This window comes from Kocuria nitroreducens (assembly GCF_042879195.1).
Lineage (GTDB): Bacteria > Actinomycetota > Actinomycetes > Actinomycetales > Micrococcaceae > Kocuria > Kocuria nitroreducens.
The window spans coordinates 44,062-59,570 of record NZ_JBHZTC010000001.1 but is presented as its reverse complement, the minus strand read 5'-3'; the positions used below and the strand labels follow the sequence as shown (position 1 = coordinate 59,570).

General features: G+C 73.6%; 9 protein-coding genes and 1 tRNA gene. 8 read left to right on the top strand and 2 right to left on the bottom strand.

Annotation, left to right across the window (positions count from 1 at the left end; all coding sequences use genetic code 11):
* Window positions 1-74 precede the first annotated feature (74 nt).
* Window positions 75-4,133: an ATP-dependent RNA helicase HrpA gene (gene hrpA / locus ACFYE1_RS00275; RefSeq protein WP_387738722.1), complete on the bottom strand. Its 4,059-nt coding sequence runs from the start codon at window positions 4,131-4,133 to the stop codon at window positions 75-77.
* A gap of 174 nt (window positions 4,134-4,307) precedes the next feature.
* Between hrpA and ACFYE1_RS00270 the strand changes: the two genes are divergently transcribed.
* From ACFYE1_RS00270 to ACFYE1_RS00250, 5 genes are all read left to right on the top strand, one after another.
* A complete protein-coding gene (locus tag ACFYE1_RS00270; protein ID WP_387738720.1) occupies window positions 4,308-5,312 on the top strand; it encodes an ABC transporter substrate-binding protein in 1,005 nt (334 codons plus the stop codon).
* A 154-nt stretch (window positions 5,313-5,466) separates the two neighbouring features.
* Window positions 5,467-6,405, top strand: coding sequence for an ABC transporter permease (locus tag ACFYE1_RS00265; RefSeq protein ID WP_387738718.1), 939 nt, complete (start codon window positions 5,467-5,469; stop codon window positions 6,403-6,405).
* Between the two features lie 3 nt (window positions 6,406-6,408).
* Window positions 6,409-7,236, top strand: a complete 828-nt coding sequence (locus tag ACFYE1_RS00260; protein ID WP_387738716.1) for an ABC transporter ATP-binding protein — start codon at window positions 6,409-6,411, stop codon at window positions 7,234-7,236.
* A 125-nt stretch (window positions 7,237-7,361) separates the two neighbouring features.
* Window positions 7,362-7,733, top strand: a complete 372-nt coding sequence (locus ACFYE1_RS00255; RefSeq protein ID WP_387738714.1) for a hypothetical protein — start codon at window positions 7,362-7,364, stop codon at window positions 7,731-7,733.
* Window positions 7,734-8,057: 324 nt separating this feature from the next.
* A complete protein-coding gene (locus ACFYE1_RS00250; protein ID WP_387738712.1) occupies window positions 8,058-10,751 on the top strand; it encodes a PEP/pyruvate-binding domain-containing protein in 2,694 nt (897 codons plus the stop codon).
* A 121-nt stretch (window positions 10,752-10,872) separates the two neighbouring features.
* Here ACFYE1_RS00250 and ACFYE1_RS00245 read toward each other — a convergent pair.
* A tRNA-Arg gene (locus tag ACFYE1_RS00245) sits at window positions 10,873-10,948 on the bottom strand.
* 106 nt (window positions 10,949-11,054) lie between these two features.
* On the opposite strand from ACFYE1_RS00245, the gene argS reads away from it, so the two are divergent.
* Genes argS through ACFYE1_RS00230 form a run of 3 tightly spaced genes read left to right on the top strand, consistent with a single transcriptional unit; the run spans window position 11,055 to window position 15,498 of the window.
* Entirely contained in the window at window positions 11,055-12,725 is a 1,671-nt protein-coding gene (gene argS, locus ACFYE1_RS00240; protein ID WP_387738709.1) for an arginine--tRNA ligase, read from the top strand.
* Between the two features lie 4 nt (window positions 12,726-12,729).
* Window positions 12,730-14,178: a diaminopimelate decarboxylase gene (gene lysA, locus ACFYE1_RS00235; RefSeq protein WP_387738707.1), complete on the top strand. Its 1,449-nt coding sequence runs from the start codon at window positions 12,730-12,732 to the stop codon at window positions 14,176-14,178.
* The gene (locus ACFYE1_RS00230; RefSeq protein ID WP_387738704.1) at window positions 14,179-15,498 is read left to right on the top strand and encodes a homoserine dehydrogenase; all 1,320 of its coding nucleotides are present in this window, start codon (window positions 14,179-14,181) and stop codon (window positions 15,496-15,498) included.
* Window positions 15,499-15,509 lie beyond the last annotated feature (11 nt).

Sequence of the window (15,509 nt, the reverse complement as noted above, 5' to 3'; positions counted from 1 at the left end):
CCGCAGGGCCTGACCGGCAGGCCTGACTCTCCGGCCCGGCCCACAGGACGGGTCCGCGGAGGGCCGCCGGCAGGTCAGGCCCGGGCGGCCCCGAGGGCGTCCTTGAGGGCCTTCCGGATCCGCTTCTCCGAGACGGTGTGGGCGGTGCCGAGCTCCTGGGCGAACAGCGAGACCCGCAGCTCCTCGATCATCCAGGCCACCCGGCGCAGCTCGTCCGGGACGGGGGCGTGCGGCGGCAGGGAGTCCAGCGCGGCGTCGTAGTCGTCCTCGAGCTTCTGCACGGCGAGCATGGCGACCGTGTCCCGCTGCAGGTGGCCGGCGAGCTTCTCGAGCCGCACCTCCATCGCCCGCACGTAGCGGGGCAGGTGCTGGAGCTGGTCGTAGCCGGTCGCGGCGACGAAGCCCGGGTGCACGAGGTGCTCGAGCTGGGCCTTGACGTCGTTGAGCGAGTTCACCGCGGCGAGCGAGGACGACCGCTTGAGCTGCTTGCGGATCCGCGCGGCCCCGGAGAGCACCTGCTCCACGAGCGCGGTGACCTGGAAGACCGTGTCGATGAGCTCGGCGCGCACGTGCTCGTGGAGGGCGTCGAACGCGGCGCGGGTGTACGGGGGCTCGGGCGGCGTGAGCTTGTCGATCGCGGCGACCGTGCAGTCCGCGATGAGCTCGGTCACCGACCCGTGCGGGTTCTGCGTGAAGACCAGCTTCTCCCGGTTGTTGAGGTGCTCCAGCACGTACCGCTCGGGGGAGGGGATGCGCAGTTGCAGCAGGGTGATCACCCCGCGGCGCTGCGCGGCCCGCTGCTCGGCGGCCGAGGGAAGGATGCGCACGGCCACCGTGGCCTCCCGGCCGGGCGGCTGCTTCGCCGCGGCCCGGGGGCGCTTGGGGACGAGCGCCGGCCACCCGGTGATCCGCTGGCCCGCCACCGTCGTCTCGACGCTGCGCGGCAGGTCCTCCTCGGGCCAGGCCGTCAGCCCCGAGCGCTCGAGCGCCGGCGGGGCCGGGGCCGCGTCCGGGGGCCCGGGTGCGGGGGAGCGCGGGCCCTTCCGGTCGGGTCCGCCGGACGGGGCCCCGGGGGGTGCACCGGGCACCGCCCCGAGGGACTCGGCCAGGGCGGTGCTGATCTCGGCGTGCAGCTCCGACCGGAGCGCCTCGAGGTCCTCGCCCTCGCCCAGCACCCGGTTGCGGCGGTCCCGCACCTCGAAGCGCATCCGCAGGTGGGCCGGGACGGCGTCCCTGTTCCAGGACCCCGGCGGGACCACGTGGCCCTTGAGCCGGCGCAGGACCAGCTCCAGGGACGGTTCGAGGGCGTCGACGGCCGGGTCGAAGTCGGCGTCGAGCATCGCCACCGCCTGACGGGCGACGTCGGGGGCCGGCACGAAGTTGCGGCGCACCGCCTTCGGCAGGGACTTGATGAGCGCCGTGACGAGCTCGGCGCGGAACCCGGGGATCTGCCAGCGGAACTGCTCGGGGTCCAGCTGGTTGAGGAACAGGACGGGCACCCGCACGGTCACGCCGTCCGCCTGGTCGGAGCCCGGGGCGAACTCGTAGGCGAGGTCGAGCACCAGCTCCCCGTCCCGGGTGCGCCGGACCCACTGGCGCGGGTAGAGCGACTCGTCGTAGCCGCCGGCCTCCTCCGCGATCAGGTCCTCGGGGTCCAGGTCCAGGAGGTGCTCGTCCTGCTGCCGGGCCTTCTTCCACCACGCGTCGAAGTGCCGTGCCGAGACCACGGACTCCGGGATCCGGGCGTCGTAGAACTCGAACAGGGCCTCGTCGTCGACCCGCAGGTCCTTGCGGCGCAGCCGGTTCTCGAGCTCCTCGACCTCGGCCAGGCGCTTGCGGTTGCGCGCCCAGAACCGGTGCCGGGTCTGCCAGTCGCCCTCCACGAGGGCGTGGCGCAGGAACAGCTCCCGCGCCAGGGCCGGGTCCACCCGCCAGAAGTTGATCCGGCGCTGCGCGACCACGGGCAGGCCGTAGAGGGTGACCTTCTCGTAGGCCATCACCGAGCCCTGGGCGCGGGACCAGTGCGGCTCCGACACGTTGTGCTTGACCAGGTGCGGGGCCAGCTCCTCCGCCCACAGGGGATCGATCGCGGCGTTGACGCGGGCCCACAGCCGGGAGGTCTCCACGAGTTCCGCGGACATGATCCAGTCCGGGGACTTCTTGAACAGGTTGGAGCCCGGGAAGACGGCGAACCGCGAGCCGCGGGCCCCCTGGTACTCGCGCTTGCGCTCGTCCTTGAGCCCGATGTGGCTGAGCAGCCCCGCCAGCAGCGAGACGTGGATCTCCCGCTCCTTCCCGGCGGGGTCCACGTCGCGGCCCTTGCCGACCCGGATGCCGACCTGCTGGCCCATCTGCCGCAGCTGGGCGTAGAGGTCCTGCCACTCGCGGATCCGCAGGAAGTTCAGGTGCTCGCGCCGGCACAGCTTCCGGAACTGCGTCGAGGAGAGCTCCTCCTGCTGCTCCTGGACGTGGCGCCACAGCAGCAACCAGCTCGTGAAGTCGGAGTTCTCGTCGAAGAACCGCTTGTGCAGCTCGTCGGCTTGCTGGCGCTTCTCCAGGGGGCGCTCCCGGGGGTCCTGGACGGTCAGCGCCGCCGCGAGGACCATGACCTCCCGGGCGCAGCCCCGCCGGTCCGCCTCCACGATCATCCGGCCCAGCCGCGGGTCCACCGGCAGCTGCGCCAGCTGCCGGCCCACAGGGGTCAGGGGCCCCCCGGCGGTTCCGCCGCTGTCCCGCCGGCCCCGCGGGGACGCGCCGCCCGGTTCCCTGAGGGCGCCCAGCTCGCGGAGCAGCGCCACACCGTCCTTGACGGCCCGGGACTCCGGCGGCTCCACGAACGGGAAGCGCTCGATGTCCCCGGGCTCCTTCACGACCCCCACCGAGGTCATCTGCAGGATCACGGACGCGAGGCTGGTGCGCAGGATCTCGGGGTCGGTGAACTCCGGGCGGGAGAGGTAGTCCTCCTCCGAGTAGAGCCGGATGCAGATGCCGTCCGAGACGCGCCCGCAGCGCCCGGCGCGCTGGTTCGCCGAGGCCTGCGAGACGCGCTCGATCGGCAGGCGCTGCACCTTGGTGCGCGACGAGTACCGGGAGATGCGGGCCGTGCCGGGGTCGATCACGTACTTGATGCCCGGGACGGTCAGCGAGGTCTCGGCCACGTTGGTGGCCAGCACGATCCGGCGACGGCCCGACGGCGCGAACACCCGGTGCTGCTCCGCCATGGACAGCCGGCCGAACAAGGGCAGGATCTCGGCGTCGGCCAGGCCGCGGACCCGTTTCAGGGTGCCCTGCAGCGCCTCCTGGGCGTCGCGGATCTCCCGCTCGCCGGCGAAGAAGATCAGGATGTCCCCGGGCGGCTCGGCGGAGAGCTCCTCGACGGCGTCGCAGACCGCGTCGATCGGGTCCCGGTCCTCGTCCTCCAGGCCGTCCCCGACGTCGTCGGCGTCCTGGCCTCCGTCCCCGGAGCGGGGCTCGGACAGCGGGCGCCAGCGGACCTCCACGGGGTAGGTGCGGCCGGAGACCTCGATGACCGGCGCCGGCTCGGGCGCGGAGTCCCCGTCCGCGCCGGGCTCCTCCGGGGCCCCCGGCGCGAAGTGCCGGGCGAAGCGCTCGGGGTCGATCGTCGCGGAGGTGATGATCACCTTGAGGTCCGGGCGCCGGGGCAGGATCCGCCGCAGGTAGCCCAGCAGGAAGTCGATGTTCAGGGAGCGCTCGTGCGCCTCGTCGATGATGATCGTCGAGTACCGGCGCAGCAGCCGGTCGTGCTGGATCTCGGCGAGCAGGATGCCGTCCGTCATGAGCTTGATCCGGGAGTCGGCGCCCACCTCGGAGGTGAAGCGGACCTGGTAGCCGACGGTCCCGCCGATCTTCTCGCCCAGTTCGGAGGCGATGCGCTCGGCGACGGAGCGCGCCGCGATCCGGCGGGGCTGGGTGTGGCCGATGAGCCCCTGCTCGCCCAGGCCGAGCTCGAGGCACATCTTCGGGATCTGCGTGGTCTTGCCGGACCCGGTCTCGCCGGCGATCACGACCACCGGGTGCTCGGCGATCGTGCGCATGATGTCCTCCCGGCGCGCGGAGACCGGGAGGTTCTCGGGATAGAGGATGGTTCGGGGGCTGCTCAGGGATGCTGACATGACCTCCCGATCCTACCGGGGACACGGGCCGCGGAGCGCCCCGTCCCGGTGGACGATCGGACACCGTCGACACGCCGTCGGCGCCGTTCTGTCACCAGTTGTGAGCTGTCTCTCATTTCATGAACGACCGGAAGGTAATATCGCTGACACCACTCGTTCCCGGAAGGACCCACCATGAAGAGACTGTTCCCGATGACGGCGGCCCTCGCCTCCACCGCTCTGCTGCTCACGGCCTGCGGCGGCTCCGACACCGAGCCCGCCGGCGGTGGGGGCGGCGGCGAGGCCGTCGAGGAGGCCACCGTCGGGATCAGCCAGTTCGTGGAGCACCCCTCGCTCGACGCCGCCCGGGAGGGCTTCGTCGCGGCGCTCGAGGAGGGTGGCTACACGGAGGGGGAGAACCTCACCCTCGACGTCCAGAACGCCTCCGGCGACCAGGGCACCTCCACCAGCATCGCGTCCAACATGGCGTCCTCGGACGCCGACCTCGTGCTGGCCATCGCGACGCCGTCCGCCCAGGGCCTGGCCCAGTCGGTCACCGACCGTCCGGTGCTGTTCACGGCCGTCACCGACCCGGTCGAGGCCGGGCTGGTCGACTCCCTCGACAGCCCCGGCGGCAACGTCACCGGGACCACCGACATGAACCCGGTCGCCGAGCAGATCGCGCTGGTCAAGCAGCTCGACCCGGAGGCGGAGTCCGTGGGCATCATCTACAGCTCGGGCGAGACGAACTCGCAGGTCCAGGTGGACCTCGCGAAGGAGGCCGCCGCGGAGGAGGGGCTGGAGGTCGTCGAGAAGACGGTGACCAACACCTCCGAGGTGGCCCAGGCCGCCGAGTCCTTCGACACGGACGCCATCTACGTGCCCACCGACAACAAGGTGGTCTCCGGTCTCGAGGCCGTGATCGCCGCCGCCGAGTCCAAGCAGATCCCCCTGATCGCGGGCGAGGGCGACTCCGTGGAGCGCGGCGCCCTCATCACCCAGGGCCTGGACTACGAGCAGCTCGGCCGCCAGACCGGCGAGATGGCCGTGCGCATCCTCGCCGAGGGCGCGGACCCCTCGTCCATGCCCGTGGAGTCCCAGGAGGACACGCAGCTGATCATCAACCTGCAGGCCGCTCAGCGGATGGGCGTGGAGGTCCCCCAGGCGCTGCAGGACTCCGCCGACCAGGTCATCGAGTAGTCCCGGGCGGCCCGGCCGGCGCCGGCGCCCGGAGACCCCGGACGCCGGCCGGCCCGGCCCCCTGCCCACCGCGGCACCCCCTTCCGACAGGGCCGCGCCCGCCCGATCGGCGGCCGGCCCCCGTCTCCCACCAACCAGAACGGATCCAGCAGAAGTGATAGCCGGTATCGAACTCGGACTGCTCTACGCGGTCATGGCGCTGGGCGTCTACCTCACGTTCCGAGTCCTCGACTTCCCCGACCTGACGGTCGACCAGTCCTTCACCACGGGCGCCGCCACCACGGCGATGATCATCCTCGGCGGGGGCAGCCCCTGGCTCGCCACCGCCGCCGGCTTCGTGACCGGTGCTCTCGCCGGGCTCATCACGGGCCTGCTCCACACCAAGGCCCACATCAACGGCCTGCTCGCGGGCATCCTCACCATGACCGCGCTCTACTCCATCAACCTGCGCGTCATGGACGGGCGCGCGAACCTGTCGCTGCTGCGCGAGGACACGGTCTTCACCCCGCTCGCCGAGATGGGCGTGCAGGGAACGTGGATCGGCATCGCCCTCTTCCTCCTCGGCGTCGCCGTGGTCAAGGTCCTCCTCGACTGGTTCCTCTACACCGACGCCGGACTCGCCATGCAGGCCACCGGCGACAACCCGGAGATGATCCGCTCCTTCGGCGTGAACACGGACCACCAGAAGATGCTGGGCCTGTGCCTGTCCAACGGGCTCGTGGGCCTCGCCGGGTCCCTCGTGGCCCAGTACCAGGGCTTCGCCGACATCGGCATGGGCATCGGCCTCATCGTCGTCGGGCTCGCCTCCGTGATCCTCGGCCAGGGGCTCTTCGGCTCGCGCACGGTCGTGGTGGCGACCCTCGCCGTCGTCCTGGGCTCGGTCGTCTACCGCCTGGTCATCACCGTGGCGCTGCAGGCGGGGCTCAACCCGTCCGACATGAAGCTGATCTCCGCGGTGCTCGTCGTGGCCGCGCTCGTGGTGCCGCAGCTGCAGTTCTTCAGGCGCCGGCGGGAACGGCACCTGGCGAGCGAGGCGGCGCGTCTCGTCGACGACCTCACCGACACCCCCACGACCACGAAGGCAGGTGCCTGAGCCGTGCTCACCATCGACAACGTCCACAAGACGTTCTTCGCCGGGACCGTCAACGAGCGGCGCGCCCTCGCCGGCGTCTCGCTGACCCTGCGGGAGGGCGACTTCCTCACCGTCATCGGTTCCAACGGCGCCGGCAAGTCGACGATCCTCAACGCCATCTCCGGGACCCTGATCCCCGACACGGGCACGGTGCGGGTCGACGACACCGACGTCACCCGGCTGCCCGAGCACAAGCGCGCCCGGTACCTGTCCCGCGTGTTCCAGGACCCCATGAAGGGGTCGTCCCCCACCATGACGGTCGAGCAGAACATGGCGATCGCGTTCCAGCGGGGGAAGTCCCGGGGGCTCGTCCCGGGCCTCACGAACGCACGCCGCCGGCTCTTCCGCGACAAGCTGGCCAGCCTCGAGCTGGGCCTGGAGAACCGGCTGGGCGCCAAGGTGGGCCTGCTCTCCGGCGGCCAGCGCCAGGCCCTGTCCCTGCTCATGGCGACGTTCTCCGAGCCGCGCATCCTGCTCCTCGACGAGCACACGGCGGCGCTCGACCCGCAGCGCGCGGACCTCGTGTCCCGGCTCACCGCGGACATCGTGGCCGAGCAGAACCTCACCACGGTGATGGTCACGCACAACATGGACCAGGCCCTGCGCCTGGGTAACCGGCTCATCATGATGCACGAGGGCCGGATCCTCTTCGAGCTCGACGCCGCCCAGAAGCAGTCGATGACCGTGCCCGGCCTGCTCGAGCAGTTCCGCCGGCTGCAGCCGGGAGCGGGGCAGGACGCGTTCGACGACGCTACGCTGTTCGAGAGCGTCAAGACCGAGGACGGTTCCTGACCGGCCGGCACCGGCCGACGGTCCACGACCGGCACGGACGACGGGGCGGGCCGGACACGGACCGCCCCGTCGCGCGTCGCCGGGCGGTCCGCCCGGCCCCGCCCAGCAACCAGGAGAGCAGTGCCGTGAGCCAGACCCCCGACCCGCACCACGCCCGCCGACGCACCGGGGGATGGTTGCTGGCCGTGGGCGTGGTGGCACTGTTCATCTCCACGTTCACCGTGCCCGAGGCCATCCACCACCTCGCGCGCGTCTCGGCGGACGAGGGGACGGGCCTGAGCGGGCGCGCGGTGGTGGTCACCGTGGTGGGCGCCGTGACCCTGCTCGGCGGAGGGGCCCTGGCGATCGCCGGGTTCAACTGGCGCCGCTCGGCGTGGGAGGGCCCCAGCCCGGAGGACCGGCTGCTCGACGAGCAGTTCGGCGACGGACCCGTGCGCCCCTACGACCCGGACGAGTTCCGCGGTCCGGGGCACCGGGACCCCGGCGACCGGGGCTGACGAGCCCGCGGCCGAGGCGCCGCCCTGCCCGCCCTCGTCGCGGTCGCCAACGGGGCCCTGCTGACCATGATCAGCGCCAGCCGCCTCACCGACGGCATGACCGCGCAGGGAACCTTTCCCGCGGTGCTCGGCCGGGTCCTCCCGCGCCGCGGCGGGAAACCCGTCCGGTTCCGGCCGGTGGGGGCGCACGGACCAGGGAGCCCGCGGAGCACCGCTGAGCGACTCGGCGCCCGGTCCCGCTGCACTGGGCGGGGATTGAGGCGGGCTCGGCCCGCTCCTACACTCGGGACACCAGAGACGGCCGTTCCAGCCCCGGAGACGATCATGGACAGCGCGCAGCCGCACCCGGGCCTCCTCGGAGGACCCGTCGTCGACCTCGCCGAGCTGGGGCGCGTCCCGCTCGACGCCGCCCTCGACCCCGCCGGCGGCAAGGCCGCGCGGCTGGGGGCGATGCTGGCCGCCGGGCTGCCCGTGCCGCCGGGCTTCTGCGTCACGACCCGCGCCTACCGCCGGGCGGCCGCGGACGCCGGTCTCGACCGGCTCCTGGCGACACCCGGCACTCCGCCCTCCCGGCTGCGCGCCGCGCTCGAGGCCGTCCCGGTGCCCGCGGACGTCGCCGACGCCGTCCGCGCCGCATACGCGGACCTGGGCCGGGCCCACCCCGTCGCCGTGCGGTCCTCCGCCACGGCGGAGGACTCCCCCGAGGCCAGCTCCGCCGGGCAGCAGGACACCTACCTCAACGTGGTCGGCGAGGAGGCCGTGCTGGACGCGGTCCGCCGCTGCTGGGCCTCCCTGTGGACGGACCGGGCCGTGGCCTACCGGCAGGACCACGGCGTGGAGGAGAGCGCCCTGGGCCTGGCGGTCGTGGTCCAGTCGATGGTGGCGGCGGAGGTCTCGGGGGTGCTGTTCACCGCGGACCCCCTCACCGGCCGCCGGGGGCGCAGCGTCGTCGACGCGGCGCCCGGACTGGGGGAGGCCCTCGTCGGCGGCGCCCTCGACCCCGACCGCTTCGTGCTGGAGACCGCCACCGGCCGTGTCCTCGAGCGGGTGCCCGGGGGCAAGCGCACCGAGGTCCGTCCGGCCCCCGGCGGCGGGACGGAGCGGGTGCGGCGCGCGAGCCGCGCAGACCGACTGTGCCTCACGGACGAGCAGGTGCGCACCCTCGCCGCCCTCGGGGCCCGCGCGGAGCAGCTCTTCGGGACGCCGCAGGACCTGGAGTGGGCGATCGGGACCGACGGCCGGGTCCTCCTGGTCCAGTCGCGGCCCGTCACCACCCTCTATCCCCTGCCCCCGGCCGCCGGCACCGGCGACCGCGTCTACCTGTGCGTCAGCCTGCTGCAGGGGCTGACCCGCCCGCTGACGCCCATGGGGATCGCCGTCTTCCAAGCGATCGCGGACGGCTGGCTGCCGCAGGACGCAGGCCCCGACGTCCTGGCCGCCCGCTACGTGCAGGCGGGGATGCGCCTGTTCGTGGACGCCACCCCGCTGCTGCGCAGCGAGACAGGGCGCTGGTTCGCCGTGCGCATGGCGCACGTGGCCGACACCCGCTCGGAGGCCGTGCTCCGGAGCCTCATGGCGGACGCCCGCTTCGCTGTCCCCCCGTCCCGGCGACGGTCGTCCCCCGCCCAGCTCCTCCGCGGGCTGCCCCAGCTGGGCGCGACCCCGCACGTCCTCGCGGCCCTGTTCCGGCCGGAGGCCGCCGTCCGCCGTGGCGAGCGCGCGGAGCAGGAGCTGCGCGCGCTCCTCGTCGTCGACGAGACCGCTCCCGCCGCCCACCGGCTCGACCTCGTCGAACGGGTGCTGAGGCGGGAAGTGGTCCCCTTCCTGATGCGGCAGCTTCCCGCCCCCGCGGCCGGGTACGTCTGGCTCGGTCTGGCCCGGTGGCTGCTCCGTCCCGTGGCGGAGCCCGGCGAGCTGGCCGGCGTGCTGCGCGGGCTGCCGCACAACGTGACCACCGAGATGGACCTGCGGCTGTGGCGCGCCGCGGTCGCCGTGCGCGCGGACCCCGGGTCCGCGCGGGCCCTGCGCGAGGACGACCCGCGGGACCTCGCCGCGCGCTACGCCGAGGGGTCCATCCCCACGGCCCTCCAGGAGGTCCTGCGGGACGTCCTGGCCGAGTACGGGCACCGCGCCGTGGCCGAGATCGACATCGGCGTCCCCCGCTGGTCGGAGGACCCCGCCCACGTCCTCAACGTCCTGGCCAACTACCTGAGGTCGGACGACCCGGAGCGGGCCCCCGACCTGCAGTTCGCCCGCGCGGCCGAGGGGGCCGAAGCCCTGGCCGCCGACCTCTCCTCCCGCGCCCGGGCCCACGGCGCGCTGCGCGGCGCGCTGGCCGCCCGTGCCCTGCGCCGGGTGCGCAGGACCGCCGGCCTGCGCGAGCAGCCCAAGTTCACCCTGATCGTCGTGCTGACCGCGCTCCGGCACCAGCTCGTGCTCGTGGGGCAGGAGCTCGCCGCGGCCGGGCGGATCGGCACGCCCTCCGACGTCTTCTTCCTGGACCTCGCCGAGGTCCGTGCGGGTCTGGAGGGCGCGGACCTCCACGAACCGGTGGCCGCACGGCGGCGCGAGTACGAGCGGGAGCTGCACCGGCGCCGCGTCCCGCGGGTCCTGCTCTCCGACGGCACCGACGCCGAGGCGGCCATGGCCGCCGGGTCGGAGGCCGACCGGGCCCTGCCCCCCGGGACCCTGCACGGCGCCCCGGCCTCGGCCGGCACGGCCACGGGCACGGCCCGCGTCGTCCTGGACCCGGCGGCCGCACACCTGGAACCCGGCGAGGTGCTCGTGGCCCCGTCCACGGACCCGGGCTGGACCCCGCTGTTCCTGACGGCGGCGGCCCTCGTCATGGAGATGGGCGGGCCGATCTCCCACGGAGCGGTCGTGGCCCGCGAGTACGGGATCCCCGCCGTCGTCGGCGTCCCTGAGGCCACTCTGCGGATCGCCACCGGGGACGTCGTCACCGTCGACGGTGCCGCCGGGACCGTCGTGGTGCACCCCGGCGGGTCCGCGGCGGCCTGATCCCGGGTGCTCCGGTCGCGGAGGCCGCCGTGGCGGGCACCGGGGTCCCGGGGCGCCCCGCACCGGGGGTGCCGGCACGCCGAAGGCCCCGGACCGAACGGTCCGGGGCCTTCGTCCCGAGTGGTGCCCGCGGTAGGATTCGAACCTACGGCCTTCTGCTCCGGAGGCAGACGCTCTATCCCCTGAGCTACGCGGGCCTTCCACCGCCTCAGCGATGGACCTCGACGATACTAGCAGGTTTCCCGGAGTGGTCGTCGAGCGCCCCGGCACGGGCGCTCCACAGCGCCCGGTTACACTGGTCCGGTGACTCCAGAACAACTTTCTATCGCCGTATCCGCATGCCTGCAGGACGCCGTGGCCCGGGGCGACCTCGCCCTCGCCGACGGCGCCCGGCTGCCGGAGGTGCGGATCGAGCGACCGAAGAACCGGGAGCACGGGGACTGGGCGACCAACGTCGCCATGCAGCTCGCCCGGAAGGTGGGGCGCGCCCCGCGCGACGTCGCCGCCGTGGTCAGGGACCGCCTGCAGGGGACCGCGGGCGTGGCCGCCGTCGACGTGGCCGGCCCCGGGTTCCTCAACATCACCCTGGACGCCGCCGCCGCCGGGGAGATCGCCCGCACCGTCGTGGAGCAGGGCGAGGCCTTCGGCAGGACGCGGTCGCTGGCCGGGACGTCCGTCAACCTGGAGTTCGTCTCCGCGAACCCGACCGGACCGGTCCACCTGGGCGGCACCCGCTGGGCCGCGGTCGGCGACTCCCTCGCCCGCGTGCTGGAGGCGCAGGGCGCCGACGTGGTGCGCGAGTACTACTTCAACGACGCCGGCGGCCAGATCGACCGCTTCGCCCGTTCCCTGCTGGCCCGCGCCCAGGGCGAGCCCGCCCCCGAGGACGGCTACGGCGGGGAGTACATCACCGACATCGCCACTCGGGTCGTGGCCGAGAACCCCGGCGTCCTCGAGTCCGGGGACCCCCAGGAGGCGTTCCGCGCGGCGGGCGTCGAGCTGATGTTCGCCGAGATCAAGTCCTCGCTGCACGACTTCGGCGTGGACTTCGACGTGTACTTCCACGAGCAGTCCCTGTTCGACAACGGCGCCGTGGACGAGCTCCTCGAGCAGCTCAAGACCTCCGGCGCCCTCTACTTCGCGGACGGCGCCTGGTGGTTGCGCTCGAGCGCCTACGGCGACGACAAGGACCGGGTGGTCATCAAGTCGGACGGCCAGGCCGCCTACATCGCCGGGGACATCGCCTACTTCAAGGACAAGCGGGACCGCGGGGCGGACCTGTGCATCTACATGCTCGGCGCCGACCACCACGGCTACGTGGCCCGGCTCAAGGCCGCCGCCGCGGCCCTGGGCGACAGCCCGGACCGGGTCGAGGTGCTCATCGGCCAGATGGTCAACCTCGTCCAGGACGGCGGTCCCGTGCGGATGTCCAAGCGCGCCGGCAACGTGGTGACCATGGAGGACCTCGTCGAGGCCGTCGGCGTCGACGCCGCCCGGTACTCGCTGACCCGCTTCTCCGTGGACTCCAACATCGACATCGACCTGAGCCTGCTGACCCGGCGATCCAACGAGAACCCGGTCTTCTACGTCCAGTACGCCCACGCCCGCACGTGCGCGGTGGGGCGCAACGCCGAGGCGGCCGGCGTCGCCCGCACGGACGAGCAGGGGAAGGCCGTGTTCGACGCGTCGCTGCTCGACCACCCGATGGAGGGGGAGCTGCTGGCCGCCCTCGGCCAGTACCCCTCGGTGCTCGCCCAGGCCGCCGAGTTCCGCGAGCCGCACCGGGTCGCGCGCCACCTCGAGGTGCTCGCCGGGACCTACCACCGCTGGTACGACGTCTGCCGTGTGGCCCCGCAGGGCGAGGACGACGTCACCGACCTGCACCGCACCCGACTGTGGCTCAACGACGCCGCACGCCAGGTCCTCGCCAACGGCCTGGGCGTGCTCGGCGTGTCGGCCCCCGAGAGGATGTGACCGCATGACCGCCGACCCGACGACCCGCACCGGGGGCTCGCCCCTGGCACCGCAGTGGCTCAGCGTGCCCCAGGACCTCGACGCGCTCGACCCCGCCATCTGGCCCGAGGCGTTCCGCCGCGACGCCGAGGGCGTGCTGACCGTGGCGGGGATCCCCGCGACGGAACTCGCCGAGCGCTACGGCACTCCCTCCTACGTCTACTCCGAGGACACCTTCCGGGCGCGCGCCCGGGAGTTCCGCGCCGCCTTCACCGAGGCGTTCGCGCGGATCGGGGCGGAGGTCTCCGTCTACTACGCCGGGAAGTCCTTCCTGACCACCGAGGTGGTCCGCTGGATCCGCGAGGAGGGGCTCAACGTCGACACCTCCTCGGGCGGGGAGCTGGCCGTCGCCCTGCGCGGCGGCATGGAGCCCGCCCGGATCGCGCTGCACGGCAACAACAAGTCGGCCGCCGAGATCACCCGCGCCCTCGACAACGGGCTCGGCCGGATCGTGGTGGACTCCCTGGCCGAGATCGAGCTCGTCGCGCACCTGGCGCGCACCCTGGGCGTCGTGGCGCCGGTGATGCTCCGGGTGACCCCGGGGGTGCACGCGTCCACGCACGAGTTCATCGCTACCGCGCACGAGGACCAGAAGTTCGGGCTGTCCCTCGCCCGGCCCGGGGGCGGCGGGGACAGCCCCGCCATGCAGGCGGTCGCCGCGTGCGTGGTGGACCCCGACCTCGACCTGCGCGGCCTGCACTGCCACATCGGCTCCCAGATCTTCGACGCCGACGGCTTCGGGGAGGCGGCCGAGCGGGTGCTCGCCTTCATGGCGCAGGCGGACGAGCGCTTCGGACTGACCCTCCCGGAGCTGGACCTCGGCGGCGGCTACGGCATCGCCTACACCGAGGCGGACACCCCGCGCCCGGCGCGCGAGATCGCCGAGTCCCTCGCGGACCGGGTGGCCGCCACGGCGCGGTCCCTGCACATGGCGGTCCCGCACCTGTCCATCGAGCCCGGGCGGGCCGTCTGCGGGCCGGCCGCGTGCACCCTCTACACCGTGGGCACCCTGAAGACCGTCACGGCGGAGTCCGGCGCGCAGCGCCGGTACGTCTCCGTGGACGGAGGGATGAGCGACAACGCCCGTCCCGTGCTCTACGGCGCGGACTACACCGCCGTGCTCGCCAACCGCCGTGCCGAGGGCGCGCCCGTGCTCTCCCGGGTGGTGGGCAAGCACTGCGAGTCCGGGGACATCGTGGTGCGGGACGTCTACCTGCCCGAGGATCTCGCCCCCGGGGACGTCCTGGCCGTGCCCGCCACCGGTGCCTACTGCTGGGCCCTGTCCAGCAACTACAACTGGATCGCCCGTCCGCCGGTCGTCGCCGTGCGCGCCGCCGGGGACCGGCCGGAGGCCCGGCTCATCGTGCGGGGCGAGACCGAAGAAGACCTGTTCGCCCGCGACCTGGGAGCCTGATTGACCGCGACCTCTGAGACCACCCGCCCGCCCTCGACCGTGAAGGTCGCCCTGCTCGGTGCCGGCAACGTCGGCGCCGAGGTGGCCCGGACCCTCCTCGACCACGGCCCCGAGTTCGCCGCCCGCGTGGGCGCGCCCGTGGAGCTCGTCGGCATCGCCGTGCGGGACCTCGCCGCCCGGCGGACCGTCGAGCTGCCCGAGTCGCTGCTCACCACCGACGCCGAGGCCCTCGTCGACGCCGCGGACGTCGTCATCGAGCTGACCGGTGGCATCGAGCCGGCCCGCAGTCGCATCCTGCGGGCCCTGCACGGCGGCAAGCCGGTGGTCTCGGGCAACAAGGCCCTCATCGCCCGGCACGGCCGCCAGCTCCAGGACGCGGCCGACGCCGCCGGTGTGCCGCTGGCCTACGAGGCCGCCGTGGCCGGGGCGATCCCCATCGTGCGCCCCATGCAGGACTCCCTCGCGGGGGACCGGGTGGACCGCGTGCTGGGCATCATGAACGGCACCACGAACTACATCCTCGACCAGATGGACACCACGGGCGCGCAGTTCGACGACGCGCTCGCCGAGGCGCAGCAGCTCGGCTACGCCGAGGCGGACCCCACCGCCGACGTGGAGGGCCACGACGCCGCGGCGAAGGCCGCCATCCTCGCGTCCCTGGCCTTCCACTCGACCTTCACCATCGACGACGTGTACTGCCGCGGCATCACCGGCGTCACCGCCGCCGACGTCGCCGCCGCCCGCGAGGCCGGCTACGTGATCAAGCTCTTGGCGGTGTGCGAGCGCTGCTCGGGCGGCGTGAACCTGCGGGTCACCCCGACCATGATCCGGCGGGAGCACCCGCTGGCGGGCGTGCACGGGGCCTACAACGCCGTGTTCGTCGAGGCCGCGAACGCCGGGTCCCTCATGTTCTACGGCGCGGGTGCCGGCGGCGCCGCCACCGCCTCGGCGGTGCTGGGCGACTTCGTCTCGGCGGCGCGCCGGCTCGTGCTCGGCGGCCCGGCCCAGGGCGCGGACCCCCACGCCCAGCTGGCCGCGGCGCCGATGGACGAGGTCCGCACGAGCTTCTCGATCACCCTGACGGTCCAGGACCGGCTCGGCGTCCTGGCGCGGATCGCCCAGGTCTTCGCCGACCACGGCGTGTCGATCTTCACGATGCAGCAGACGGACCACCCGCACGGCGACCCGCAGCTGTCGGAGATCCGGCTCGTGACCCACCGGGGCGCGAACAAGGACCTCGTGGCCACGGTGGACGCCCTGCGCGAGCTGCCCTTCGTCGAGGACGTCACCGGCGTGATCCGCGTGGAGCACGCCGACTGAGACCCCCGGCG